Source organism: Parahaliea aestuarii (genome assembly GCF_008064635.1).
Taxonomy (GTDB): Bacteria; Pseudomonadota; Gammaproteobacteria; order Pseudomonadales; family Halieaceae; genus Parahaliea; species Parahaliea aestuarii.
In genome coordinates, this window is record NZ_VRYZ01000010.1 from 141,333 (window position 1) to 166,750 (window position 25,418).

19 protein-coding genes are annotated in these 25,418 nt (G+C 54.0%); 12 read left to right on the forward strand and 7 right to left on the reverse strand.

Translation table 11 applies throughout. From position 1 onward, the window contains the following. Positions 1 to 158: 158 nt before the first annotated feature. The 3 genes from FVW59_RS18950 (at position 159) to FVW59_RS18960 (ending at position 4,975) form a co-directional block, all read left to right on the forward strand. A complete protein-coding gene (locus FVW59_RS18950; RefSeq protein ID WP_148065951.1) occupies positions 159 to 1,397 on the forward strand; it encodes an NADH:flavin oxidoreductase in 1,239 nt (412 codons plus the stop codon). A 44-nt stretch (positions 1,398 to 1,441) separates the two neighbouring features. Beyond that, the gene (locus FVW59_RS18955; RefSeq protein ID WP_148065952.1) at positions 1,442 to 2,299 is read left to right on the forward strand and encodes a TIGR03619 family F420-dependent LLM class oxidoreductase; all 858 of its coding nucleotides are present in this window, start codon (positions 1,442 to 1,444) and stop codon (positions 2,297 to 2,299) included. Between the two features lie 174 nt (positions 2,300 to 2,473). Continuing rightward, entirely contained in the window at positions 2,474 to 4,975 is a 2,502-nt protein-coding gene (locus FVW59_RS18960; RefSeq protein ID WP_148065953.1) for a sensor domain-containing protein, read from the forward strand. A 48-nt stretch (positions 4,976 to 5,023) separates the two neighbouring features. On the opposite strand, the gene FVW59_RS18965 is transcribed toward FVW59_RS18960, so the two are convergent. Together FVW59_RS18965 and FVW59_RS19805 are read right to left on the reverse strand one after the other, a co-directional pair. Next, complete coding sequence (locus FVW59_RS18965; protein WP_148065954.1) at positions 5,024 to 5,554, reverse strand: GNAT family N-acetyltransferase; 531 nt, start codon at positions 5,552 to 5,554, stop codon at positions 5,024 to 5,026. 58 nt (positions 5,555 to 5,612) lie between these two features. Continuing rightward, the gene (locus tag FVW59_RS19805) at positions 5,613 to 6,908 is read right to left on the reverse strand and encodes a methyl-accepting chemotaxis protein (RefSeq protein ID WP_187275977.1); all 1,296 of its coding nucleotides are present in this window, start codon (positions 6,906 to 6,908) and stop codon (positions 5,613 to 5,615) included. 293 nt (positions 6,909 to 7,201) lie between these two features. Between FVW59_RS19805 and FVW59_RS18975 the strand changes: the two genes are divergently transcribed. Beyond that, the gene (locus FVW59_RS18975) at positions 7,202 to 7,984 is read left to right on the forward strand and encodes a crotonase/enoyl-CoA hydratase family protein (protein ID WP_148065956.1); all 783 of its coding nucleotides are present in this window, start codon (positions 7,202 to 7,204) and stop codon (positions 7,982 to 7,984) included. A 13-nt stretch (positions 7,985 to 7,997) separates the two neighbouring features. Here the strand turns inward: FVW59_RS18975 and FVW59_RS18980 are convergent, their stop codons facing one another. Then, a complete protein-coding gene (locus tag FVW59_RS18980) occupies positions 7,998 to 9,218 on the reverse strand; it encodes a cytochrome P450 (RefSeq protein WP_148065957.1) in 1,221 nt (406 codons plus the stop codon). 94 nt (positions 9,219 to 9,312) lie between these two features. Here FVW59_RS18980 and FVW59_RS18985 point away from each other — a divergent pair, with 94 nt between their 5' ends. The 3 genes from FVW59_RS18985 to FVW59_RS19860 all read left to right on the forward strand — a co-directional run bounded on the left by FVW59_RS18985 (position 9,313) and on the right by FVW59_RS19860 (position 12,648). After that, positions 9,313 to 10,128 carry a DUF429 domain-containing protein gene (locus FVW59_RS18985; RefSeq protein WP_187275978.1) on the forward strand — a complete coding sequence of 272 codons (816 nt, stop codon included), beginning with the start codon at positions 9,313 to 9,315 and terminating at the stop codon, positions 10,126 to 10,128. A gap of 995 nt (positions 10,129 to 11,123) precedes the next feature. After that, entirely contained in the window at positions 11,124 to 11,522 is a 399-nt protein-coding gene (locus FVW59_RS19645) for a hypothetical protein (protein WP_187275979.1), read from the forward strand. Positions 11,523 to 12,294: 772 nt separating this feature from the next. Further along, positions 12,295 to 12,648: a DUF2971 domain-containing protein gene (locus FVW59_RS19860; RefSeq protein ID WP_425468419.1), complete on the forward strand. Its 354-nt coding sequence runs from the start codon at positions 12,295 to 12,297 to the stop codon at positions 12,646 to 12,648. Positions 12,649 to 12,789: 141 nt separating this feature from the next. On the opposite strand, the gene FVW59_RS19000 is transcribed toward FVW59_RS19860, so the two are convergent. The 3 genes from FVW59_RS19000 to FVW59_RS19005 are packed head-to-tail and all read right to left on the reverse strand — an operon-like array spanning position 12,790 to position 15,465. Continuing rightward, on the reverse strand, positions 12,790 to 14,418 hold the full coding sequence (locus tag FVW59_RS19000) for a DUF2326 domain-containing protein (RefSeq protein ID WP_222711574.1): 1,629 nt from the start codon (positions 14,416 to 14,418) through the stop codon (positions 12,790 to 12,792). Between the two features lie 53 nt (positions 14,419 to 14,471). After that, complete coding sequence (locus tag FVW59_RS19865; protein ID WP_425468418.1) at positions 14,472 to 14,705, reverse strand: ABC-three component system middle component 6; 234 nt, start codon at positions 14,703 to 14,705, stop codon at positions 14,472 to 14,474. A 1-nt stretch (position 14,706) separates the two neighbouring features. After that, complete coding sequence (locus tag FVW59_RS19005; protein WP_148065961.1) at positions 14,707 to 15,465, reverse strand: ABC-three component system protein; 759 nt, start codon at positions 15,463 to 15,465, stop codon at positions 14,707 to 14,709. 516 nt (positions 15,466 to 15,981) lie between these two features. On the opposite strand from FVW59_RS19005, the gene FVW59_RS19010 reads away from it, so the two are divergent. From FVW59_RS19010 to FVW59_RS19030, 5 genes are all read left to right on the forward strand, one after another. After that, positions 15,982 to 17,634: a hypothetical protein gene (locus FVW59_RS19010; protein ID WP_148065962.1), complete on the forward strand. Its 1,653-nt coding sequence runs from the start codon at positions 15,982 to 15,984 to the stop codon at positions 17,632 to 17,634. Beyond that, positions 17,635 to 21,609, forward strand: coding sequence for a site-specific integrase (locus tag FVW59_RS19015; RefSeq protein ID WP_148065963.1), 3,975 nt, complete (start codon positions 17,635 to 17,637; stop codon positions 21,607 to 21,609). It abuts the gene before it with no gap. 106 nt (positions 21,610 to 21,715) lie between these two features. After that, positions 21,716 to 22,639 (forward strand): hypothetical protein, encoded by a 924-nt coding sequence (locus FVW59_RS19020; protein ID WP_148065964.1) that lies wholly within the window; start codon positions 21,716 to 21,718, stop codon positions 22,637 to 22,639. A 201-nt stretch (positions 22,640 to 22,840) separates the two neighbouring features. Then, positions 22,841 to 23,380: a hypothetical protein gene (locus tag FVW59_RS19025; protein WP_148065965.1), complete on the forward strand. Its 540-nt coding sequence runs from the start codon at positions 22,841 to 22,843 to the stop codon at positions 23,378 to 23,380. A 302-nt stretch (positions 23,381 to 23,682) separates the two neighbouring features. Beyond that, a complete protein-coding gene (locus FVW59_RS19030) occupies positions 23,683 to 24,891 on the forward strand; it encodes an IS256 family transposase (RefSeq protein WP_148065966.1) in 1,209 nt (402 codons plus the stop codon). A gap of 9 nt (positions 24,892 to 24,900) precedes the next feature. Here the strand turns inward: FVW59_RS19030 and FVW59_RS19035 are convergent, their stop codons facing one another. Then, positions 24,901 to 25,185, reverse strand: a complete 285-nt coding sequence (locus tag FVW59_RS19035) for a transcriptional regulator (RefSeq protein WP_148065967.1) — start codon at positions 25,183 to 25,185, stop codon at positions 24,901 to 24,903. Positions 25,186 to 25,418: the final 233 nt, after the last annotated feature.

Sequence of the window (25,418 nt, forward strand, 5' to 3'; positions counted from 1 at the left end):
CGCTCGCGCCGGGGAAGTCGCGTCCTCCTGTTTTGCCCGCTGGCCGCCTGCATTGTTAAACCGTTGCGTACCGGCGACCGGGCAGGCGGCGGCGGGTGTCGGCGGCGTTGATATGATTGGCGCACGCTGCTCCTGCAAAATACCGATAGAGGCCCGCCATGACGACAGCCCGCTCCCCCTTTGACCCGGTCACCATCGGCCCCCTCAGCCTGCGCAACCGCTTTGTAAAATCCGGCGCCAATGAAGCCATGTGCATCGACGGCAAGCCCACGAAGGCGCTGGTAAAGCACCACCGCGACCTGGCGGCGGGTGGCGTGGGCATGACCACGGTGGCCTATATGGCGGTAGCGCCGGAAGGGCGCACCTTGCCGAACCAGATCTGGCTGCGCGAAGCGGTATTGCCGGACCTGCAGGTGCTGACCGCCGCCGTGCACGATGAAGGCGCGGCCATCTCCGCCCAGCTGACCCACGGCGGCTCGTTTGTCACCGGCATGAAAGTGAAGGGGCGCACCATCAGCTCGGTGTCGGGCTTCAACCCGGCCGGTATGCTGAAGGGCAACTTCTTCAGCCGGGCGATGGACGAGAGTGACATGCAGCGGGTAACCGGCGAGTTTGTGCGCGCCGCCCAATTGTGTCGCGAGGCCGGCTTTGACGCGGTGGAACTGCACATGGGCCACGGCTACCTGCTGAACCAGTTTATATCGCCCCTCAGCAACACGCGTGAGGATGAATACGGCGGCAGTGCCGAGAACCGGGTGCGCTTCCCGGCCCGGGTACTGGCGGCAGTCAAGCAGGCAGTGGGTGAACAGGTGGCGGTGATCGCCAAGCTCAGCGTGGCGGACGGCGTGCGCCGGGGCACCCAGGTGGAGGACACCGTGGTAACCGCGCGGGCGCTGGAAGCGGCCGGGGCCGACATGCTGGTGCTGTCGGGCGGCCGCAACGTGGAGTCCACCTGGTACATGTTCGGCAGTAACATGCACCGCGAGGAAATCAGCAAAGTACTCAAGCAGCAGGGCGAGTGGATGACATCGCTGATGATGAAGGCCGCCGCCTCCAGCGAACCGAAGGTGACCTTCCGGGAGCTCTACTTCCTGGAAAATTCCCGCCGCATTCGCGAAGCGGTTACTTTGCCGCTGGCCTATGTGGGGGGCAGCAAGTCGCTGGCCAATGCCGAGCAACTGGTGGCCGAGGGCTTCGATTGCATCGTCATGGCCCGCGCCCTGATTCACGACCCGGCGCTGGTGAACAAATTCCGCAGCGGTGAAGTGAGCCAGTCCGGCTGCGATAACTGCAACGGTTGCGTTGCCTACATCTACCACCCGGCAGGAACCTGGTGTGTGCAAAATCCGCCGAATGACCCGGCCCTGAACCAGGTGCCGGCAGCTCAGGTGGAGTGATCGATGCACGGCCCGCGGTGTGGGTTTGAAATGGAGGGGATGAGATGAAAGTGTGGTTGATCGCGCCCTGGACAGAGGTGCAGGACATGATCGAACTGGCCCGCCATGCCGAAGCACTGGGGTTCGAGGGCATCATGGGGGCGGATCACGCCTTTGTGCCGCGGTCGATGGCGCCGGGCTACCTGTATTCGGACGACGGCCGCCCGCCCATCGACGGGGATATGCCCTACCCGGACGTGTGGACCACTATCGCCGCCATGGCCTGCGCCACCGAGCGATTGAAGTTTTCGACCGCAGTGTATGTCCTGCCGCTGCGCAATCCCATCGAAGTGGCGAAGGCCCTGGCCAACCTGGCGCAGATCAGCAACGACCGGGTGGTGTTGGGGGCAGGCGCTGGCTGGATGAAGGAGGAGTTTGACGTGTACGGCGTGGACTTCCACCAGCGCGGCAAGTTGCTGGATGAGTCCATCGAAGTGATGCGCAAGCTGTGGCGGGGCGGTTATGTCGCCCACGATGGCCCCCTGTACCCCTTCCCCCCGCTGCAGATCACACCGGCCCTGCAGCGTCCGGTACCGGTCTACATCGGCGGCACCAGCAAGGCTGCTCTCAGGCGCGCGGCGCGACTGGGCCAGGGCTGGATTGGCGCCGGCAACGATATCGACGAGGTGCCGGCCATACTCGGGCAACTGGCGGAATACCGCGCTGAATATGGCCGCATTAGCGAACCTTTCGAGACTGTAATCGCGGTCAACCAGCCGCAGGACATCGACCGCATGAAGCGTCTGGAGGAACTGGGGATGACCTCGGCGGTGTTTGGCGTGACCGATTACACCCTGCCCCTGGCGGACAAATTGCGGGCGATGGAGCAGTTCGCTACCGGCCTGATGCCGCTGCTGGCCTGATCTGTTTCCGGCGCTGAGCCGGCCTCACCGGGTCAATCCTGCCGGCGGGGCTGCTGCGCCCGGGTAAATCCCTACTCCCCACAGGTTGCCATTGTTAACCTGACTGTGCTGAGATTGGCCGACGTCCAGTTTAATGATAAGAGCCTGTCTGGACCGGGGAGGGGCAAACCTGGCATGAGAAGCAGTACGGACCGCATACCTGATCTGGCCTCCCTGCGGGAAGATCCCCTGCTTTCGGTGATTATCGAAGGCCTTCCCGGCATGTTCTATGTCTATGACGCCGCTGGCCGGATGCTGCTGTGGAACCAGCGATTTTGCGATCTGACCGGCTACTCATCGCAAGAGATTGAGCGACTGCACCCCCTCGACCTGTTCGAACAACGGGAATACATGGCCGAACGCAGTAAAGAAGTGTTCGCGGACGGCGTCAGTGAAATGGAAGCCAGCCTGTTGTGCAAGGGCGGCGAGACGGTCCTGGTTCGCTTCACATCCCAGCGTGTGGAGATTGACGGTCGGCAGTGCGTGGCGGGCCTGGGGGTTGATGTATCCGATCGCCAGCGGATTGAAGACATTCTCCACGACAGCGAAGCGCGCTACCGCAGTTTCATCGAACACACGGCAGAAGGGGTGTACTCCTTTGAAGTGGGGCAGCCGGTGCCCCGCGATATGCCTGTGAGCGAACAGATACAGCAGGTCTATGCCGGCCGCATCATCGCCTGCAATGACGCCATGGCGCATATGTATGGCTATGCCAATGCGGCGGAAATGGTGGGCATTCGGGTCAGGGATTTGCACGGTGGAGACGACCGGCCGCAGAACATCGCCTTTCTCAAGGCGTGGATAGAAAACGACTACCGCATCATCAATGCGGAATCCATGGAGTTCGATGTCGACGGTAACGCCAAGTGGTTTTCCAACAACTGCGTGGGCATTATCGAGAACGGCTGCCTGGTGCGGGGCTGGGGCGCGCAGGTTGACATTACCGAGCGGAAATCCGCCGAGCAGCGATTGCGCCTGTCCGCGAGCGTTTTCGAGAACATCGCTGACGGCATCTTTATTACCAGTGCGGATTACACCATCATCGATGTCAACCAGGCCTTTGTGGATATCACCGGCTACGAAAAGGCCGAGGTGATCGGCAAGGATACGCGTCTTTTGCAGTCCGGCCGGCATGACGATGCATTCTTCCTGGAATTGCAGAACACCCTGGGGGAACAGGGTTCGTGGCGTGGTGAAGTCTGGTACCGGCGCAAGGACGGCGAAATATTCCCGGTGTTGCTGACGGTCAGCGCGGTGAAGAACGAAGACCTGGAGCTGACCCACTACGCCTGCGCCGCCACTGATATCAGCCAGATAAAGCAGTCCCAGGAACGGCTCGATTTTCTCGCCCATCATGACCCGCTGACCGGGCTCGCCAACCGCGCCCTGCTGGTGGAGCGGCTGGAGTGGTCGATGCAGCACGCCCGTCGCAACCAGCACGCCTTCGCCCTAGTGTTTATCGACCTCGACCACTTCAAGCACGTCAATGACAGCATGGGGCACCCGGCGGGGGACGAACTGCTGCAGGCTGTGGCGAAGCGCCTGGTGAGTTCGCTGCGTGAGGAGGATACCGTGGCCCGCATGGGGGGCGACGAGTTTGTACTGATCCTGGAAGAAATTCCCGATTCCAATGTGGCGGCGCGCCTGGTGGAAAAACTGTTGAAGGCGCTGGCCGAGCCTTTCAGGATTCAAGGCCGTGACATCCACGTTCTGGGAAGCATGGGTATCTGCCTTTACCCCGGTGACGGTGACGATAGCCAGACGCTATTGCGCAACGCCGATGCCGCGTTGTTCCGGGCCAAGGAGCGGGGCCGAAACACCTTCGAGTTCTACACCGAAGAGCTGACACACAATGCCTTTGAGCGCGTGCTGATGGAAAGCAACCTGAGGCGGGCGCTGGCGGAGGATGAACTGGTTCTGCACTACCAGCCGCAGATCGACCTGGTCTCCGGCGATGTGGTTGGTGTGGAGGCTCTGGTGCGCTGGAACCACCCCGAGCAGGGTTTGATGCTGCCCGGCAAATTCATTCCGCTGGCCGAGGAAACCGGGCTGATACATGACATTGGCGAGTGGGTGCTGCATGAGGCCTGCCGCCAGGCCCGCCAGTGGCTGGACATGGGGCTGGAATTTGGCCGGATGGGGGTGAATGTGTCCCGCGCCCAGTTGCAGCGGGGGCGCCTGTTCGAGGAGATAGAGCAGGTACTGGCGAGCACTGGCCTGCCGGCGCAGCGCCTGGAACTGGAGGTGACCGAAAGCTTCATCATGGCCAAGGAGAGCCTGGCCATCCGGCAACTCGACCGGCTGTTTGGCAGCGGTGTGTCCATTGCGATCGATGATTTCGGTACAGGATATTCCTCCCTCAGCTACCTGAAACGCCTGCCGGTGCACCGCCTGAAGATCGACAAATCCTTTATCCAGGACATCCCCGAGGATGAGAACGACGTGGCGATCACCGCGGCCGTGATCTCCATGGCGCACAAACTGGGACTCAAGGTGCTGGCAGAGGGGGTGGAGTCTGCTGCTCAGGCTGAATTCCTGCTGAGCAGCGGCTGTTCAGAAGTGCAGGGTTTTTTCTATTCGCGGCCGGTGAATGCGAATGAGGTAACCGCTTTCCTGGGTAAGGCCCAGTCCCGTTGAACTGGCGCCGGGGCCGGTACGCCGGTTCCCGGCCGCTCTCGTTTCCCTCTACGCTCTGGCTTTCCAGCTGGCGCGATCCTGCCCCCAGGCGCGCACCTGGTGCTTGGCCAGCGACCCGGGCATGCGCACTTCCTCGCCGGGTTCTGACCCGAGCCGTTCGGCCAGTGCCTGGGAGCGGGTGTTGGCATCGGCGATCAGGTGGTCCACCCGGTCCCAGCCCAGAACATCGAAGGCGTAGTCCACGCTGGCGACTGCCGCTTCGTAGGCATAGCCCTGGCCCTCGGCCGAACGCAGCAGACCCCAGCCCACCTCACGGACCGGCCAGTGCAGCGGCGTCCACGGCCCGATGCGGCCAATCCACTGGTTGCTGGATTTTTCAATTACCGAGAACATGGCGGCGGGCAGCAATTGCCAGGCGCCCAGCAGCCCGGCGAAGGAGCGCCAGGCGTCCGCTTCCGCCTGTACGCCGCCCAGGTGCTCCATGGTGACCGGGTCGGCGCAGAATTCGGCGAAACGGGGAAAGTCCTCCGGCAGTGGTGGCCGCAATAGAAGTCGGGGTGTTTCCAGGTGGTGGGTCATAGCAGAGGTCTCTGGCTGTGTCCGTGTTTTATAGCACAGTGACGGTAGCGGAGATGGATTACGCCTGCAGCCTGGAAATTGCCTCGGTCACCTCGCCGACATCCCGGGACTGCGAATCAGCGACATCGACAATATCGCGGATGCGGTCCGTCACCTCGGTGATCGATCCCACAATGGTTTTCATCGCGTCTCCGGCCTGCCGTGCACAGCCGCTGCTTTCGGACAGCTTGTCGATCGTCGATTTCACCAGTTCATTAATGTCCCTCGACGAGTCAGCCGTGCGCTGGGCCAGCGCGCGAACCTCATGGGCCACGATGGCAAAACCCCGGCCCTGTTCACCGGCCTGCGCTGCCTCCACCGCGGCATTCAGTGCGAGCAGTTTGGTTTGCAGTGCGATCGAGTCGATCAGGCTGATAATGTCGGACATGCTCTTCGCGCGGTCGTTCAGCTGGTTGATGGTGCCTACCAGTGTTTGCACCACCGCTCCGCCCTGATCGGCGCATTGTGTTGCATCGAGGGCAAGTTGATTCGCGTTCTGGGCCTTGCTGGCGATCTGCGGGACCGTTTCGGCCAGTGAACCCAGCGATTGCTGCAGTTCCTGGCTGGCGCGTGTCTGCCGGGTGATATCCGTGGCGTACTTGACAATCTTGAAGGGGCGACCGGCCATATCGAAGATCGGGTTGTAGGTGGCCTGAATCCAGATGTCGTCCCCGTTTTTGCGCAGTCGTCGGAACTGCCCTGAATGGTACTCGCCGGACTGCAGCCGGTCCCAGAACTGGCGATAGGCCGGGGATTCGCGTTCCGCCCGGTCCACGAAAATGCGGTGGTGCTTGCCGATGACCTCTTCCCGTTTGTAACCCAGGGCTGAGAGAAAATTGTCGTTGGCATCGAGGATGGTGCCGTTCAGGTCAAAGCTGATCACCGCCTGGGCGCGATCGATCGCCTTCAGGCGCCCCTCCATGTCGGCGATATTCAGGCGATCGCTGGTGACATCCATCGCGTGTTTGATCACCCGGTATGGGCGCCCTCGGCGGTTCATGATCGGGCTGTAGCTGCCCTGAATCCAGACTTCCCGCCCGCCGTTGGCGACACGACGGTAGAGGCCCGACTGGGCCTGGCCGGTACCGAGCTGTTTCCAGAAGTCCCTGTACTGGGAGGTGGCGCTGATGGCGCTGTCGACGAAGATGCTGTGGTGCCGCCCGACGATATCGCCGAGGTCATAGCCCATGACCTTGAGAAAGTTATCGTTGGCCTGAACAATGGTGCCGTCCGGCTCGAATTCGATGATGGCCTGCACTTTGTGTAGCGCCTGGATCTCTCCCGCTTTCGCAGGAATACCCAACTTCCGGAACATACCCATATGACTCCCCCGAGTCGATACGCACCTTGCCGGCGATCTTTGTTCCTGACCGTTTTACCCGGCTCCAGCAGAACTTAATTATTACGATGACTAGCTTAATTAGTCTGTCTGCACATAAATCGCATCGGCCGGATCGATGCGAACTTTAGAAAAAAATAAAACTTTTTGAAGATTCGGGTTCTGGTTCGGGGTTTGCACTTTGCTGTGCCGCCGGGGTGGGAGTCGATGTAACATGTCCATCAGTGCCGGAATCACCCAATTTTTCTAATAAACTGCGAGGTGCCGCCATGCCTGCTTCCCCTGTGACAAGCGAAACCAACGGCCCGATTCTTACCATTACCATCAACCGGCCCGAGAAGCGGAATGCGGTGGACCGGCCCACCGCCAGCGCCCTGTGCGAGGCCTTTGTCGCCTTCGAGCGCGACGACCAGTTGAAGGTGGCGGTGCTGGCCGGCAGCGGCGGTAACTTTTGCGCGGGCGCAGACCTCACCGCCATGTCGGACCCGGAACTGCGCAACGAGGTAGAGCCGAGCGGCTCGGGTCCGGGCCCGATGGGCCCCAGCCGTATGCTGCTGTCCAAACCGGTGATCGCCGCGGTATCCGGCTACGCCGTGGCCGGCGGGCTGGAACTGGCCTTGATGTGCGATATGCGCGTGGCGGAGGAGTCTGCCGTGTTTGGGGTGTTCTGCCGGCGCTGGGGCGTGCCGCTGATCGATGGTGGCACTGTGCGCCTGTCGCGCATTGTCGGCCAGGGGCGCGCCATGGACATGATACTCACCGGCCGCCCGGTAGCGGCCAGTGAGGCCCTGGACATGGGGCTGGCCAACCGCGTTGTACCCGACGGCGAAGCGCTGGCGACAGCCCAGGCACTGGCGGCGGAGATCGCCGCCTTTCCCCAGCAGTGCCTGCGGGCCGACCGCCGTTCAGCCTACCTGCAGTGGGACAAGACCCTGGAACAGGCCTTGATCGACGAGGGCGCCGGTGGTTACCCCATCGTGTTTGCCGAGGCGATCGAGGGCGCAGGGCGGTTTGCCAGCGGTTTCGGGCGGCACGGCTCCTTCAACGAATAGATACTGCAAGCCGTCAACGCCGTTCGAATCCAATGCGCAACTGCTTGAAGCCGTCCATGAAATTGGAGCGGAAGTGAACGGGCTCCGCCAGCAGCCGGAAGCTGTCCATGCGGGACAGGATCTCCTGCATCATCATCTCCAGGTTCAGTCGCGCCTGGTGCTGGCCCAGGCAGGCGTGCACACCAAAACCAAAGGTGCGCATGTTGCGTCGCGTGAGGTCCGGGTCGCGGCTGATGTCGAACTCGTCGGGGCGTTCAAACACCTCCGGGTCGCGGTTGACGGAGGCCAGCAGGCAAATCATTTTGTCGCCCTGGCGGATGTTCTCGCCGGCGAACGCCACATCCCGCATGGCGGTGCGGCGCGTGTACACCACAGTGTTACGGTAGCGCAGGATTTCCTCCACCGCGGCGGGTACCAGGGCCGGGTCGGCCTGCAGCCTGGCCAGTTGCCCGGGGTGTTGTATCAGTTCGTAGATCAGCCAGCTCAGGGTGTTGCGGGTGGTCTCCGTGCCGCCGATGATAATGCCCTGGAACACCACGGCGAACTCCTCATCACTGAGCTGGCGGCCATCGACCTCTGCGCGCAGTAATTCGCTGGTCAGGTCGTCACCGGGCGCCTTGCGGCGCTTGGCGGCAAACTGTGCCGCCCAGGCGACCAGCGAGGCCGAGGCGGCGAATCCTTCCGCGCGGTCGCCGGCGTAGTCCGGGTCATTGGCCAGGGTCATGGTATTGATGGCCCGCACCAGGAAGTCGTAGTCGCTTTTCTGAATGCCCAGCAGGGTAAATATCACGTGCACCGGCAGGTGCATGGCGACCTCGCTGACAAACTCGCATTCACCGCGGTCGATAATGCCGTCGATGATCTCCGCCACCTTCGCCTGCATCATCGGCTTGCGCGCGTCCAGCACGTCCTTGCGAAAGGCGTAGTCCACCAGGGCGCGGCGCGAGCGGTGCCGGGGCGGGTCCATAAAGGTCATCGCCTGGCGCTGCATTTCCAGCAACTCGGGCGGGAAGTCCTCCAGCAGTGGGCCGAAGCTGCTGGAAAACGTCGCCGGGTCGCGCAGCAGCGTTTCGATATCCGCCTTGTGCAGAACCAGCCAGTGGCCACCGTTCAGCGCGTCGTCCTGCCACAGCATGCGGTGCTGCCGGCGCAGGTCGGCGATGGCCTCGCGGGGCGTGCCGTGGGTGAAGTTGTCGAGGTCGAGCAGGGGTTGGTGGAAGGGGCAGGTTGTCATTGCAGCAGGGCTCTTGTTATTGGTCGCTGGGTATTGGTATGCCTTGAGTGTAACCCGCAACTTGCACAAGCGTTCGGCATCAGGTTGTCACGACTTGCCGGCAGGCTTTCTGGTACTGAAATTCAGCCTGGTCGTGTGGATCGGAATTGCTTCTGTTAGCTTGGTACAAATGACCTTGCAAATAATTGGTATTGATTGCTCGACCGACCCGAGGGGCATGGGTTTTGCCCGTGGGCATCTGGTCGGTGGCAATTGTCAGCTGGAGACGGCGGCGCCAGGAACGAACCACGCGGCCAATGTCAGGCTGGTAGCCCAGTGGCTTGAAGATGGCATTCCATCGTTGATCTGTGTGGACGCCCCGCTGGGATGGCCTGTGCCCCTCGGGCCGAATCTTGCGGCCCACACCGCTGGTGCTCCCGTTCCCACGGTGCCCAACCAGCTGTTCCGGCGGGAGACCGACCGGGAGGTAAAGCGACGGCTGAACAAACAGTCGCTGGACGTTGGTGCAGACCGCATTGCCCGCACCGCCCACGCGGCTCTGGGGTTCCTTGACCAGGTACAAACAGCTAGCGGGGTAAAGCTGCCGATGGCGTGGTCACCGGCCCTGCCTCTGGCGGCTGCAGGTGTGATTGAAGTCTATCCGGCCGCTACCCTCATAGCCCACTGCTTCACCGCTTCCGGTTACAAGAAACGGGAGCAGGTCGCCGAGCGTCAAGGCATCCTGGGGCAACTTGCAACGGTGTTGGGGATGCCAGAAGACGTGGCGCCGATGCTGGCCAGTGCGGATGCGCTCGATGCCGCGGTGTGTGTGCTGGCTGGATTCGATTTCATGGCCGGAGCATGCCAGTCACCAGTGGACACTGAGCTCGCCCGCAAGGAAGGCTGGATCTGGGTTCGTACACCCGGCTGAAAATGAGGCGTACTGCCAGCAGTCGAGAGACGGGGCGTAATGCGGAAGGCGTGATCTGTAACCTATGCGACCGGAACAGACCGCGTGGTAATGTGCCTGTTCTGTATGAAGAGCGGGGCGATAGACTGAATGAACTCCTGGACATGTATCGTGATTAAATTCAGCTTTATCAGAAAGCTAATTTTTATTTGTATGACCCCATCTTTTGGGATTCCTGTAATTGTCTCTGAATAAACGAAGAGCGGAGGTTTGTGGATATTTATTGATGGTGAAGAGGAGCCGATAGAATGGCATTGGCAGCTAATTTTCTCTCTAATAAGTGCTCGGCACTTTTATTCCTATTTGCAGTTACGTCGGTGTCAAGTACATATGCCGACACAATGGGCCAAGAGCATGTGTCAATGATAAAGTTAATATCAGACACGGATTCATATTTACACAAGCTGGTGTCTGTTAAAGGTTACTATAGCGGTGGAAAGTTATTTCTGACCAGAGAGCATAGAGAGATGTCTGATTGGACGTCCGCAATATCGCTTGTGGATCTAAGCTCTGAAGGTGAGATGTCAAATTCGTGCAATAATAAATATGTAAGGGTTGAAGCAACTGTTGAAAAAATAGAAGTTACTTACGTTTTGACAAACAGTATAAGAATATATGACATTAAAGCACGGAAATTTTGCTGGAGGGGTGAGAGTAGTGGGTCTCAGGGCAAGTGATAAATTTTTTGCACGGAGAATTTTTTGGTACACGGTCTCCATAGCAAGGTTTATGTCAATGCACCAGAATAGACGCTGCTCCATTCCTTCACCCTAAAAAGGGCTCTGACCCCTTTACCCAAATTTACCGACATGGGAGCGATCATGATCCATGGATTGAAGCAGCCCAACAGCAATATATTGGCTTTTTAAATCGCGGCGAAAGATGGGGCGATAGGTTTCCAAAGCCAAATATCGATCACGCACCATGGAGGTCCGAGGAATAATGGGTGGCTTGGTATGAAAGTATCTGTAGCGATTGCCGGATTACTATTATTATCAGTAGTCAGTGTAATTTTCTATGCTCTATATGTGGAAGGAAAATCTAAAAATTTTCAGGATGTTGTATGTCAGGTTAATGGCATTGCAGATATTTATAACCAAAAATATATTGAAACTGGAAGTTTTTCTATTAATGCAGAGGATCGTGATTTTATCCGGAAATTATCAAGCTTGTATTCTCGGTGCGGCGTACGCAGGGGAGACGCTAGTATTATTAGAGATCCATGGGGTGATGAGATCTCTATTGAGAGTATTTCAGATAATGAAATAACGATATATTCCGTAAATCAGAAGGCGGCGCAATTGTATTTGAGGAAAGACGAGATAAGTCCAGCACCTTTTAAAAAAAGGAATTGAATAGCGGCATAGCCCAGGGTAACGAGCGGTCAGCGCCTCCTGCTCGTGCAGGTTGTTGTTGAAGGCGGCACTCAGCCTGTCGGTGCGGTGCTCCCGCGGCGAGCCGCCGCTGCGCCGCCGCGCGTTCTGTTTGTAAGTGGTTGGTAAACAGGACTCTGACCCATTTTGCTGTAAGGTGAAAGCGGAAGCCAGCGGAGCAGTTAGACGCGCTATCAAAGGGCTGCGATTCCTTCGCCTTATAAAAGGGCTCTGACCCCTTTAACTCGAATTTTTAACCGAAAGTTACATCACGCTCCATATGTTTTCGGCAATTTGTTGTTACTAGAAAGAAAAAGGGCTCTGACCCCTTAAGTTGCCTTAAGTTGGAAATGTATAGCAGAGGCTAGAATGGTGGATGTTTTTCTGCCGCTGATATCATTAAAAGTGACCCATTTCAGGAATGCGCGCTTGACTGTGACTGGTAGAAAAGGCAGCGTCGATAAGGGACTGGAGAGTATAAAGGCTTCTGACCCACTAAGTTACTCTAAGGTTATTTAGAGAAATATTTTTTATGCTATTCAAGTATAGATCATTAGATAATTTTCAGAATTTCGTCGATATAATTTTGAACAGCAGAGTTTATGCTTCCTCCTATTTTGATCTAAATGACCCTATGGAGGGGCTTTACACCTACGACGAAGGATCAATTAACTTGGAGATGGTAAAAAAAATTAAGGGAGAAAAGACGAAACTAAGAATATGTTCGCTCTCGCGTCGTTCCGACAGTACCCTAATGTGGTCTCATTACGCAGATGGCCATAAGGGGGTCGCTATTGGATTGGTGGTTAATGAGACGTATGAAATAAGACCCGTCAGATATGAGGGGCTCTCTTACGTTCAGAACGCGACCAATTACGGCAGTCACGAAACTGCCAAGAATATTCTGTCTTGTAAACTAGAGCCGTGGTTTTACGAAGAAGAAGAGCGAGTATTTGTGACTGATTCAAGCTACATCGATGTGTCTATAAAGTCGATTCTGCTCGGTTCAAAAATGAAAGGACGAACTAAGGGCTTAGTAAAGAAACTAGTACAAAATCTGAATCCGGATATATTAATTAGTGAATCCAATATCGATACTGTCCTATGACATGAACACCAGGCTCGCTCGCTCCGAGCCCCGGGCATCCTCGCCTGGTAGCATTCAAGTAATGACGAATTTCGTGTGAGCTAAAAAGGCATGATTCCATTGAAGGACTTTTCGGGTGTATTGAAGAAAATGCGGAAAGAGCTATATACGGAAAAGCTTGTCATCCTGTGACAAGGTTAGCACTTCAAGTGATTCTATATCTAATTCGGCGGGCAGTTTGTCCCGCAGTACTGGAAGTACGTACTGACAATTTACATCAGTTACTATGTCTTTGAGTAAATTTGTTATTTGATTCGAGTGCACATTCTCAATTTGATCTTGTAGAACAAAGTGCAAGCACGGGATTTCTAAGCTGTCGGCGAACTTTATATACGCCAAATCGAAAGATGCCATTTGGCTCTTCTTTGTTCCTGTGCCAGGATTTCCTTCAATATTGCCAATAGTAAACTTGTAAATGCCATCTGGATTGTCCGCACTTAGGAGTGAGTGTACGCCATCCAGCTTGCTTGAAATGCTCGAAAAGTAAGCGTTGAACTGTGCAATTCTTTCTTGGATAAGTTCGTCTCTGGATTCTACTTCCTTGTTTGCGATCTCCAATTTACTCTCAATTTCTGCGAGAGTTTTGTTGGTTCTTTCCCACAGATCTTTCTGCTCCTCCAGCGCGCCTTTCCTTTCGTGGAAAGTTGTAAGTGAAGCTATGATTTCCTGTAGCTCTTCAATCGCTCCGGATTTGTTGAGGGCTTCAGTGAGTTCTCTCTCTGTTACTAGCAGCGAATCTAACTCATGCCGTGCCAGTTGCATGGTGTTTTCAAGTGAAGGGAGCTCTTCTTCAATGAATGCGATCTTCTGTCTAACCATAGAGTTATGGAATTCCAGAGTTTCTTCGAAGGTCCGTTGTAAGTTCGGGATTAGAGCATTGGCCGATTCATACAATCTTCTAATCTGAGCTGCATCTATATTTGACAAAGCGTCATCAAGGCTCGCCGTACTCTCAATAATCAATTCTCGTCGAATTTGCATTCTCGATAGCTCGCTCGAAAACTGATTTATTTGCGATTTAACACTATTAAGCCTAAGGAACTGATCTTCATATTCTTCATTAAGATTAAAATTGTCCTTGAGCATTGCAAGTCGGTCGATTTCATTGCCTACTACTATTAGTGCCTGGTTAACTTGGGAGAGGTTGCTTTCCTTCCTAAGTCTAGTCTGAAGTTTTTCTTCGAGATTCTTATCTCGAATAAGCTGATCCTTGGAAGCACCGATATCTATTCCAAACCAAAACAGATGTAGTGCCTCATAAACGGCATCTGTTACTACGTTGGGTGAGAGTACACGGATCGTGTTCATGAGCTTGTACTTCTCATCACGGATGTTCTTTGACTTCAACTGTTTGAAGGTCGGATGCTTTGTTGTGGACTTGAATATGATGCTCTTTAGGGTTTCTGAGAATTCGCTATTGCTATAATTCTCCCCATTTATCATCTGAACCTTCTTGCCATATTTTAGGAAGTTTCGAGTTATTACGAGGTCCTTTGTCTGATCTGCTTTCAGGCTTTCTGCCAGTGCGAGAGAGATCAAAATATTGTTTTCGGTTAGGAATTTTTCGATTCGAGTGTTCGTGGTTTTGAATTCTGGATCGACGTAAATATTTTTTCCATCACCATCAAGGCAGAAATCTATTAGCCGCAGAACAGTTGTTTTTCCGACACTGTTTCCAGAAGCAGTTTTTTGATCAGTTGTGGTCTCATCGACAATCAGATTGATTCCCATCTTGAATCGAATTTCTCTGATTAGAGATTCGCCATTCTTGATCGTTAGAGATCTTAGAAACACTTTTTAATTATCCCATCGTTGATCTCTTTCACCGCGCCAAGTAGGTATAGCCAGTCGAGAGTTAGCACATACAGATTCATGGAAATATCATTATCAGCATTTAATTGCTGAAAGATGTCTAAAAATGAGTCAGAACCGTTCCCTGAGTGATCAAGTAGCTCAATTACCCTTGCACCTAGAAAATACAGATCCCTTTCTGGATTTACATCCTTGCTTACTATCATCTCAGCTGGGTTCCTCCAGAATCTTGCAGCGCATAAATGCGTCAACGAGTATTAGCCGGAGACCGAAAATAATGTCCTCCTCCCAGAACTCTGACTCGGCAAGCTTGCTGTAGAGTATTTCAAATACCTCATCAATAATTTTGTCTGAATTTTCCTGGATAATTTCTAGGCGGTTCGGTGAGTCCATGACAATGTTTCCAATAACTTGAGTGTAGGTCCCTCTAACATTGTTCAATAGCGACTCTTTCTTTATCGACCCCTGTGATTCGAGCTCGTCATAGAGTGTATTGAGCCTTTGATGGTAAACCTTGTACTCATCGATCATCGAAACGTTTCGCTTGATGGAGTTATGCTTTATCTTGTCTCTGACGCTGAACGAATTGAGACTCTCTTGCTCGAACTTTGAATTCGTATCTATTCCAGCAATAGCACTAATTGTGTTGGCGAGCATGGATGGGTTTTGATTTAACCTGCGCGTCATCTGATTAGATTCATGCTGGCGCTTCATCTCCAGCAGCTTCTCTACAGGAAACCTGTCGACGTCATTGGTTTCGTCGTGATGCTGCACACAAAGTAGGATTAGGTTCCCATAGTCAGCCCGCTCTCGGTCTGACATGTTTGGGTTGTACCGTTCTCCATCCTCGTTGGCTGCTTCGATGTGGCAGATGTTGGAGTCTTTTGCATTCGCCGGGTTGACCATGACCTTGGTGCAACCAGGAAACGCACACTGATTTCCAGATAAGGCGAAGAGACGTTTCAATGTCTTCGCTGTGTAGTTTCTCGCTTGATTTCCCAACTGACTGAGTCCGTTCCTTGGCGCATCAATATGTCGACAAAGGCCTCGGCATGCCGACCTCTGATACGGCATTTTCCATTCCAATTGTGTATACGGCAAGACAAGCCTGCATGTTAGATAGGGTTCTTGGACTTAATCTGGACTTACTGGTGAAAGCCGGTGTTAAAGCAAGGCGGGATTTTATTGTAACTTATTGATTTTATTGGCCCGCCCGAGAGGATTCGAACCTCTGACTTGCCTCCGGAGGACATCAAATCTGAATATCCTAGTTGTCACGAAATCACCGATAAACCTACCGTAAAGTGCATGATAAGTGGTAACCTATTGATTTTAAATATGTAATTATGTGTGCATTTATGTGGTTTTGGTGTGACAAGCCTTTGCATCCTGTATAGATTAGAAGCTTCTTCCATGAAGATGTCACACATTTGTAGTCTAAACTTTCTGGAGGCACATTGACACTTACCTCGGGATTATCCCATGACCGATCGCCATAGCGTCTCACCCGGGCGGCCGATCGATTGGACATCGCCGCAGGATCTGCTCACTCAATATGTATCGCTTTTGCGTATTCAGCGCTCTGACCTGCCATTCATTCCCAACGTCATTTCCTGCCTTCTGAAATCCCTTAGCGAGCGCGACCGCTACCGCTACCACTGGGTACCCGCGGCCCTTTTTGGTCAGCTCTCAAATGAGCTTGAAACAATCAACGAGTACCTCCGCTCTGAAAATCGGTTACCGATATTGCCGGCGTCGATGCGGGGGAACCCGGTTCACGGATATATCTCCGAGGAACCGCTTGCCGCACTTGTCTGCCATGACAATTCCGAATGGAGTGAGGTGATTAAAGCAGTTCGCGTCATGGTTCTAGTCTATGTCGTGCGGGCAAAGGACAGCTCTGAGGTGTTGTCCACTAACTTGCTGAGGGAGCTGCGGCTCAGTTTCCCCAAGCAGAACAACAGGCCGCTTTTTGAGCTGATCAGGCGAGAGATTAGTGATCCCGCATTTTTGATTACGCTTCATTCACAGCTCTTGGAAACACCAAGTCTCCGAGGCGTAGACGAATCAGTCAAAAAAGGGTTGACGAAACTCACAGAGCGGTTGATCGAGATCGTTCGATCTGAAGGGGGGATTGATGCGTCAGGAGCTCATGATGCAGGCGACCCAACCCGGCAGTTAACCGAAGGTTTGGGTACGCCGCCCGCTCCTCTCTCTAGGCAATCCCGGGGAGAATCTCCCGGGCGAGCATCGGGGGCGGGAGGCGCAACAGACACCAGGCCGGTACGACCTCCTTCAAGAGTGGCTGTCCAGAATGAACTAGAGGAGGGCGCAGCCCATCAAGTCATCGCCCTTCCTCAAGAAGATCGTTACGGAGAGCCCCGCTGGACCTTCTATGTGGCTGAATCTGACCGGGAGGCCGCTTCCACTTCGGATTTGTCGGAACTGGCTGCGCGATCCGCCGCTTCCCGCTACTGGTTGCGTACACTTTCCCATTCTGCTCCCAGCAACCGGCTTGTCAGGAACCGGTTGGAGCGTCAAAGATTCCTTGCCTTCATCCATGACTATCTTGCCGGAGATAATGACCGCCTGAAGGGCTGCGCTTTGGCACATCTGGTGGCTTATTTGACGCCGGTTAGCGCCAAGGCTTTCCTATTCGACCCAGATATCTATAAGAGAGTGTTTGACGATGATGGGAGATTCCGTGTCAATACGGTGCAGGTGGAGCGGAAAGCAGTACATTCTCTGAATGCAAACGGCCCGGTGCGGGGGCTGCTCGAAATGGTTGTGCTGGCGATGCCGGAACAATATACCGCGATCATTGGGCGGCTGAAGGCATTACCGATCAACAGCTTTGCGGAGGGCTTTGCACTAGATGAGGCCAGCTATGTGCTGGCGAAGAAGACATTCTTCAGGCATCTAAGTGATGGTGGCCGCTATCCGTTCAAACCCGCAAATCTAAATAAGCAGCTCCAGTTCGCGCTGCAGCAAGTAGGCGACAACACGGCAGCGACGTATACGTTGGCAGGCCGATCCAATGAACTTTATCCCGTCCTTTTCCACTATTGGCGAGCCTCTGAGCAAACACTGAAAACACTGTACGCCGATGCCGTGGATCGTTTGTTAGCGGAATAAATGGATAAGCCGCTTTCGGAAAACTATCCCACAAGTGATTTCCTCGCTGAAATCCCCGTAATAGCTTTGTCCCACTACGAGAAAGCCTGCGCGCTGGCGGATGGTTGTCTTGCGGAGATTCACAACGCCTATGTCACCTATACCCTAGTGCTTCAGCAATTTGCGACACTCGCAAGGCCGGTAAACGGTATGTTTCCCCATATCACTGACCTGGATCTTGAGAATGGATTGATCCTTCTTCAGGACAAAGTGACGATTGAAGTTCGCCCTTTTCGGCTGGTGGCAATGCCCGGCTTTTCTGTACAGCAGTGGCACCATTACATACGTCATCTGGAGGCACTGGCAACCAAAATACTGTCCCATGATCGAGAGAGTCTGGTCGGAAGATCGATCATCCATCATATCCGCGGGAACGAAAACCCGATGGTTCCATTCTGCTTCTACCTTCAGAAGGATCTGAAAAGTACGCTGGAGATCAAGAAAGGTAACCTGGACGACCATTACGCCGAGGCATTCGGGCTGGCCTCCAACTGTGCCAGGTCGATATTCTCGACTGAAGTTAGTGAGCGAGGCGTCTCCGGTACCGTAATTAGCATTTGCCTCGGACACAATGATGCCAATGGTCTTGAAGATGACTTTGGGGCTCGCTCGTTCCGAACGCCCGTGATGGACCTGCCTCGACTCGCCTCACGATTAGGAAACTATCTTCCAGGGCCGGGTTGGCAATCGGTCGAAAGCCCATTGATTCGGCAGGGTGGTAGGCGTCGTAGGAAGCTAGACCTTCTTCCTCCCACTAACAGCCCGCACGATACAGTGCCCTTCGGATATGAGGCCAGGGCGGCAAGGCGTACACGAACCAAGCGACATGTAAACAGGATTGTTCGGCAGTGTTTTCAGGCTTACTTTGAGGAACACGAAGTAAAATCTGGTCGCACCCAGTGGGACGCAAAGACTGTTGGCGCGTTGAGAGATCGCATTTCCCGGGATTGTGAGAGCGCAGGGGTTAACATCTCGTGGGGGCTGCGAATTCTTTACACCTTCGCTGCGCAGCAACGAAGAAAGCAAGGATACTTTGGAGGCATTCGCGCTCGAATGCCGATAGAACCTGAGCCCAGTCCATTCCATCAGGATAGCCTGCAGAAATACCTCCGGATTACACGATTACGTGCAGCATTTGATACATACCTGAAACAAGCTGGCCAGAAAGATAGTCTGCCAACAGCTGCGAAGCGTGCGGCCGAGTTGGTTGTTCATATCGCCTTGGAGGGGCTCTGTGGGCATGCGGGACGTCTGTGTGCTGTTACTGCGGCTCTGTTTAGTGACCGATTTCAGGTCGGCGGATTGCCCTATTTACACCTATCCAACAAAAGCCTTGGGGAGCAAGCGTTGGTGCCCCATCGCGTATTTCTGGATGGCAAGGCGCACATGCTCGTATCGGGTCTGGTCCGGCTTCACAGCGGGAATGAGTATCCCGGCATAGAGGCGATCAAAAAGTACCTTGAAGAACTTTGGGAGACACTTCATGGAGATTTGGCAAAACCTGATGAGATATGGGAAAGCTGGGCTGCGCTCAGCAGAGAAGCAGCCTTGTTGGAACTGCCAGGGGTGTATCGAGAGATTGTAGCGAGAGCCGTACCTAGTCGTACATTACCGGAAAAGCGCTTTCGGCAACTAATTCTTCAAACGACGATGTCGATAGCGGAATCGGAGGTTGTCGCTCCTCCACCACTGATAACTGCCCGACAGCAAGTGGCACCGGCGATAAGACAGGGGGAAAAGCAAGCACTAGAGCAGTATCGGAAATGGTTGGGCGAACAGGTGGCGTCTATTAGGTGTGAAACTGATCGCGCCAATAAACTAAGTGAAGCGCAGAAAGCCTCGCTGTCGTACCGCCTTAAACAATATCCAGCGACGGACGAGGGATTGGTCGTTGCGGCATTGATAAACTGGGGGCTCAGGTTATGTGAGGGTAAGACGCTTTTCGGCTCCAGCGTTAAATTCAGCACCGTGGTGTCCTATCAGAAGCAGGTCATTCGAGTACTGCGAAGAGCGCAGGAGATAGATGACATACAGCACTGGCAGCCGAATGACTTCGAAGATTTCTATCTGGATACTGTTGAGCGGCATCAGCAGGCCGGGCAGAAATTGGCGGGCCGCTTGATGGATTTTGATGTGGAGATCGGTGCGCTTCTGGGCCGGGAGGAGGGGCTGGATTGGTCATCGATCATATCAAATACCGCCAACGATCCTGACCGCCTCGAACAGCGAATAGACGCCAACATCATTACGGAAGCTGAATACACCGCTGCGCTCGATGCGATTGCTCGGTTGCCAGAGTGTAGTGAACTACATAGTGCGCAGATCAGCTTTCTACTAATCCTGGGCTTTAGATTTGGTCTCAGGTGGTCAGAGGCATTTTTCCTTGAGGTAAGGGATCTCCAGTACTCGCGAAAATTCGTAGAGTTGTTTGTACAGATCAGAAAGAACCGGTTCCGAGAACTGAAAAGCTTGAGCGCCACACGGCGGGTTCCGTTGGTGGGAGCACTGTCTGATCGAGAGACCTCGAGTATCAGCACAGTACTTGGACACGCTGAAACCTGGCGCCAGGAGAATCCGCTTGCGTTATTGATGCAACGCTCAGGCGGTTGTGATGATCGTATCGATGAAGGAGAGGCGGCGCAGGTTATCAACACGACACTCAAACGTGTCAGCGGCGATAGAACCCTTCGCTACCATCATGGCCGCCACACCTTTGCTTCGCGGCTGATGACTGTTGCATTGATTGAGCGAACTTCAGAGGAGTATGTATCTGTACTGCACCATCTGGCTCCCAATCATTACTACGGTGAAACGGCGCTGGAAAACCTGTGGCATCAGGAAGCCTCGTTGACGCAGAAGCTGAACTGCATTGCTGAGGTCATCGGCCACAAGGGTATTGTACCCACCACGGTTGGGAGCTATGTCCATGTTCATGATCTCATTCTAAGAAATGTCCATCGTAGCCGGCGAGGGAGCGCTGAAGTTGAAGCGACAGCCCTGAGCTATATGTTAGGTGTCAAACGTGCAGCAATCCGCCAGGCCCGATCCCGGGCGGCACAAGAAGGTCGCCCATTCGACCCGATCAAAACATACTTTAAGAAGGCCAATGGCTTTGATCAGATTGATGAGAAAAAGCCACCGGTTAATGACAGATTGGCGAAAGTGCCACCCGGTGATAGCAGAACTTATACAATTCATGAAGTCTTTGACCTTTTGCAGGGGTTTGCGCGAGAAACATCAAGTTTGCTTGCGGGCGAAGCTGGATTGATCAGCAGGCCGATGTTTGAGCTGTGCCAGCTGGCTCAGTCAATAGAAAGGCAGTCCGGATACACAGGTTTCAATCTATATGTGCTTACAGAAGGCAAGCGAGTTGTACCCTTGCCTAGACAGGATCTGCTTAAAGCGCCGAATCAAAACGAGTGCGAGCGCGTTCGAAGGATGCTCTCAGTGTTTGGAGAACGGTGGCAGATTTGGTCAGAAGCGGAACGAGAAATTGCTCAGGTCACCATCCGTGAGTGGACTAAGGCCAATCAGCCCCGAGCGGCTTACCTGCTATTTGAGGACTCGCATTCGCTTGGTGCCTTTCTGCACGGGCTAAGTATCTTTGGCGTGCCACACTACACATGGGAGGTGCTCGTGCCGAAAGGGTGTGAAAGTCTGCGCGAGGACTGGTCCGACGTCTGTCCGGACGTTTTTAACTATTACATCCGTCGGGATCATGTGGTTCGTCAGTTGCCCGGAGCATCCCCTGTGTATCAGGCGGCACGTCTTGGGCTTCGGCTCAAAAACCCAATTGGTCGGGCGCTTGATAGAGGGGATTTTCGGCGATATATGTTTGTCATTGCCACGTTCCTTGCACATAAAAGCCCTAGATACCGAGTAACAGAACTCCTCTCAATGTCTTGTAAAGGCAGCATTTTCCGAGAAATGTGCTAAAACCATCGCGAAAGCGCACATTCCGATTGACATGGCATAGGCCGGTGGCATCCTTTGTTTTGAGGTCTCTCCCGATCGATTTACTTGATAGTAGAAGGAGAGAACCATGTCGACTAATAGCTCTATTCTGCTGCTGTCCCAGCGGTGTCCAGAGGCCAATATTCGTTTTATTAACGGAGAAGACGTTCCGTCGTTTCCTACAGAGTCCATAAGCAGAAAGGCGCGGGAAAGAGGTCTAGAAAAGCTCGCTAGATCCGTACTGAGTAGCGAAATGTCTCAGCGAGGGAAATTCAAACTGGAAAGTGATCACATTATCGGGTCGGATGGCGAGGTCTGGTTTGAGATTCGGGCTGCGCTGGACGAAACTGCGAGCGAGCTAGACATACGAGACGGATCACTTGATGCTGCTTGCAAAAAAGTCGGCATCGCCATGCAGGCTCTAGAAACCTTGGTTGACTCCGGTGCTGACGGGAAAGCATGTGAAGAGTTTCGGGCACTGTATGGAGAAAGTGAATTTACGAAATTCAAAGGATTTGTCGCCAATGATCTGAGTAAACTGCGACATCATAAGCTAGAAGTCATGATCGGAGAGCAGCGCGACCCTGTTTCTATGGAAGTTCCTGCGAAAACGAGAAGGGTGCGAGAAGGCGATACGATGAAGCGACGGGGGATCATACGATTTGACTTTCAAAGTGAAGTTGGATCGTCTCAATTTCAAGACTTCGCAACCAATGTAAAGTATTCGATTGTTACGCGTGATTCAGATTGCAATGAGGTGCGCGAGTATGCGAGTTATAATCGGCGTGAAGTAATTATGTCGGGCCGACCTCAGGTGAAAGACGGAAAAATAGTCGCTATTGAAGTGGATTCTCTAGAGCTCGTGGACAAATCCGACGCTGCGATGGAAGCGGACAATATAAAGTTCAATGAACTTCAGAATAGAGTAAGACGTATTGGTTCGAGTGGGCAGGACGCCAATAAAACTCCCATCGAATATGACGTGGCGGGGAATGAGCATTTCACAATATAGATACCATGGGGGCATATTGCCAAGCTAGTATGCCCGATGAGGCGAATCTGTTCCTGGATGAGAGATTGCGATTGACCTCTGCGACCATCCTGGAGGTGCATAACGTTATCAAAGTCATGGCGCAAGGTCTTTATGGACAATCCAGCTAGTCAAATCCCATTGGAATGGCAGCCCTACGTAGTCATACTAGGCGAGCGTCGTGTGTTGGATATCGTTGCTTCTGCGACGGCAGCAGTTCGGAAGGCTATGGCCGAAAGTGAGCGAGTTGAAAGTAGAGTTCTCGATACGGAGGAGCGCAGGGTACTCGCTTCCATCGGAGCCAATCTTGACTACCCGCCGACAAAGGTTGAAGAGGCATTTCGGCGAAGTCGTATTCGGCATGATCTTGAGTTGGCTAAGCTGCAAGATGAGAGCCTCAATTTTGATCAGGTTCGTGATCAGCTTTGCCTGACTCAGAAAGAATTCCAGCAGCTGCTCGCTACCCGAAAGATCATTTGCTTTGGAGTGGGTTCCCAAAGATGGTTTCCTGTATTCCAGTTTCGCGAAGGTGGTGGATTACTTCCTGGATTTGAAGAGGTATCGCCGCACATACGCGAAAGTGCCAGCCCGGTGCATGTTGCGGTATTGTTCGAGACACCTTCGATTGATCTGGTGTTTGAGGGAGAGAAACTAAGTATTGTCGAATGGCTTTCTCGCGGATTGCCGGTACAAGAGGTGAAGCTTCTGGCGGAAGAAATTTGAGGCAAAGAAGAGTCATAATTGCTTTAGGTTAATTTTTCGGCATTTTCGGCAGCGTGGCCTCTTGGCGTTGACGATCTAGATCCACAATCCACCATAGTCGCTGCTGGCCGCGTACAAATTTTTCTGAGGCGTAAAGGATGAATGGAGTGGGGACTGATTCTTCGGAACTGAGTAAGCTTTTGAGAGCCTACAAGTCAATTTGATGATGCTTGCCATTTGGCAATTCAATATCAAGCCGAGCCTGTAAATAAAACTGTGTAAACCGCCTATCATTGCACCCTGACAGGGTAAGGATAGGCCACATGAACAAGAAAGAACTGGAAGCCTTCGCACGGGAGGCAGCCAAAACCCTCAAGACCGAGAAGGACCTCAACGAGTTCAGCCAGATGCTGACCAAGATCACCGTCGAGGCGGCGCTGAATGCCGAACTCGACGAGCATCTGGGCTATGACCGCCACCAGGCCTCTGACAACGCCAACAGCCGCAACGGCTACACCAGCAAGACCCTGAAGACCGAGGACGGTCAGTTCGAGCTGAACACGCCTCGCGACCGCGAAGGCAGCTTCCAGCCGCAGCTGGTGAAGAAGGGGCAGACCCGCTTCACCTCAATGGACGACAAGATCCTGAGCCTGTACGCCAAGGGCATGACGACCCGGGAGATCGTCTCCACCTTCAAGGAGATGTACCATGCCGACATCTCGCCTACCCTGATTTCCAAGGTGACAGAGGCTGTCATCGACCAGGTCGTGGAATGGCAGTCGCGCCCCCTGGACCCGGTATATCCGATCGTCTACCTGGACTGCATCGTGGTCAAAATCCGGCAGGACAAGCAGGTCATCAACAAGGCGATCTACCTGGCCCTGGGCGTCAACCTCGAAGGCCACAAGGAGCTGCTGGGCATGTGGCTCTCCGAGAACGAGGGCGCCAAATTCTGGCTGGGCGTCCTGACAGAGCTCCAGAATCGCGGTGTGAAGGACATTCTCATCGCTTGCGTGGATGGGCTCAAAGGCTTCCCTGACGCCATCAGCGCAGCTTACCCGCAGGCGCAAATCCAGCTCTGCATCGTCCACATGGTGCGCAACTCGATGAAGTACGTGCCGTGGAAGGATTACAAGGCCGTGACGGCCGATCTCAAGCGCATCTACCAGTCAGCCACCGAGGAAGAAGCTCTGCAGGCGCTGGACGAGTTCGAGAATCGCTGGGGTGAGAAGTACCCCCATATTGGCCGCTCCTGGCGCAGCCACTGGCCGAACCTGAACACCCTGTTCCGATACCCCGAGGACATCCGCAAGGCGATCTACACCACCAACGCCATCGAATCGCTGAACAGCGTCATCCGCAAAGCCATCAAGAAACGGAAGCTGTTCCCGACTGACGACTCCGCCCGTAAGGTCGTGTACCTGGCGATCATGGATGCGTCGAAGAAATGGACGATGCCGATCCGGAATTGGAAGGCTGCGCTGAACCGGTTTATGATCGAGTTCGAGGATCGCATCAGCGATTACGTTTAACCCCGGCGGTTACACAGAATTATTTACACCCTCATCAAGCCGCATCTTACCGCCAGCAGCCTCAATGTACTGCTTCAAGTTATAGAGCGTTAGATCTTTGCCGTCCTGCTCCAGGCCAGTATCTGTTGGCTGCGTTACACCAGGGGGCACAGCGATTTCCGACTGCATTTTATCCATGAGAGCACGAATTTCGGCTAGATGGATATCCAGCAGCACAAGAGAAGCTGGCTCAGTTGCTGTTGCTACCACGTCCGGCTTTTCGGTTGCTAGGATCTGTTGTAATGCTCTGCCCATCTCACTCACCTCTTTTCAAGTGTACGGTATTAGATAACAATTCGACTGTCGAAGCGCGGCGTTTACAGCTGAACGTCGAAATACCTTAATTGCACACGAGGTTTGCCTGTAATCCCCCCAAAAAATAATCGAGGTTTTGAGTAGAGACTTCTACAATGATCGCAGAAGGAGCGATAGATGAAAAAGTCTCGATTCACCGAAAGCCAGATACTGGCGATTCTGAAGCAGCATGA

Coding starts and splice junctions, on each gene's coding strand:
- FVW59_RS18975 (WP_148065956.1), top strand. CDS start 7,202: ATGCCTGCTTCCCCTGTGACAAGCGAAACCAACGGCCCGATTCTTACC.
- FVW59_RS19865 (WP_425468418.1), bottom strand. CDS start 14,705: ATGATAGTAAGCAAGGATGTAAATCCAGAAAGGGATCTGTATTTTCTA.
- FVW59_RS18960 (WP_148065953.1), top strand. CDS start 2,474: ATGAGAAGCAGTACGGACCGCATACCTGATCTGGCCTCCCTGCGGGAA.
- FVW59_RS19645 (WP_187275979.1), top strand. CDS start 11,124: ATGAAAGTATCTGTAGCGATTGCCGGATTACTATTATTATCAGTAGTC.
- FVW59_RS19030 (WP_148065966.1), top strand. CDS start 23,683: ATGAACAAGAAAGAACTGGAAGCCTTCGCACGGGAGGCAGCCAAAACC.
- FVW59_RS18965 (WP_148065954.1), bottom strand. CDS start 5,554: ATGACCCACCACCTGGAAACACCCCGACTTCTATTGCGGCCACCACTG.
- FVW59_RS18955 (WP_148065952.1), top strand. CDS start 1,442: ATGAAAGTGTGGTTGATCGCGCCCTGGACAGAGGTGCAGGACATGATC.
- FVW59_RS19035 (WP_148065967.1), bottom strand. CDS start 25,185: ATGGGCAGAGCATTACAACAGATCCTAGCAACCGAAAAGCCGGACGTG.
- FVW59_RS19805 (WP_187275977.1), bottom strand. CDS start 6,908: ATGTTCCGGAAGTTGGGTATTCCTGCGAAAGCGGGAGAGATCCAGGCG.
- FVW59_RS19000 (WP_222711574.1), bottom strand. CDS start 14,418: ATGGGAATCAATCTGATTGTCGATGAGACCACAACTGATCAAAAAACT.
- FVW59_RS19860 (WP_425468419.1), top strand. CDS start 12,295: ATGTGGTCTCATTACGCAGATGGCCATAAGGGGGTCGCTATTGGATTG.
- FVW59_RS18950 (WP_148065951.1), top strand. CDS start 159: ATGACGACAGCCCGCTCCCCCTTTGACCCGGTCACCATCGGCCCCCTC.
- FVW59_RS19010 (WP_148065962.1), top strand. CDS start 15,982: ATGACCGATCGCCATAGCGTCTCACCCGGGCGGCCGATCGATTGGACA.
- FVW59_RS19015 (WP_148065963.1), top strand. CDS start 17,635: ATGGATAAGCCGCTTTCGGAAAACTATCCCACAAGTGATTTCCTCGCT.
- FVW59_RS18980 (WP_148065957.1), bottom strand. CDS start 9,218: ATGACAACCTGCCCCTTCCACCAACCCCTGCTCGACCTCGACAACTTC.
- FVW59_RS19020 (WP_148065964.1), top strand. CDS start 21,716: ATGTCGACTAATAGCTCTATTCTGCTGCTGTCCCAGCGGTGTCCAGAG.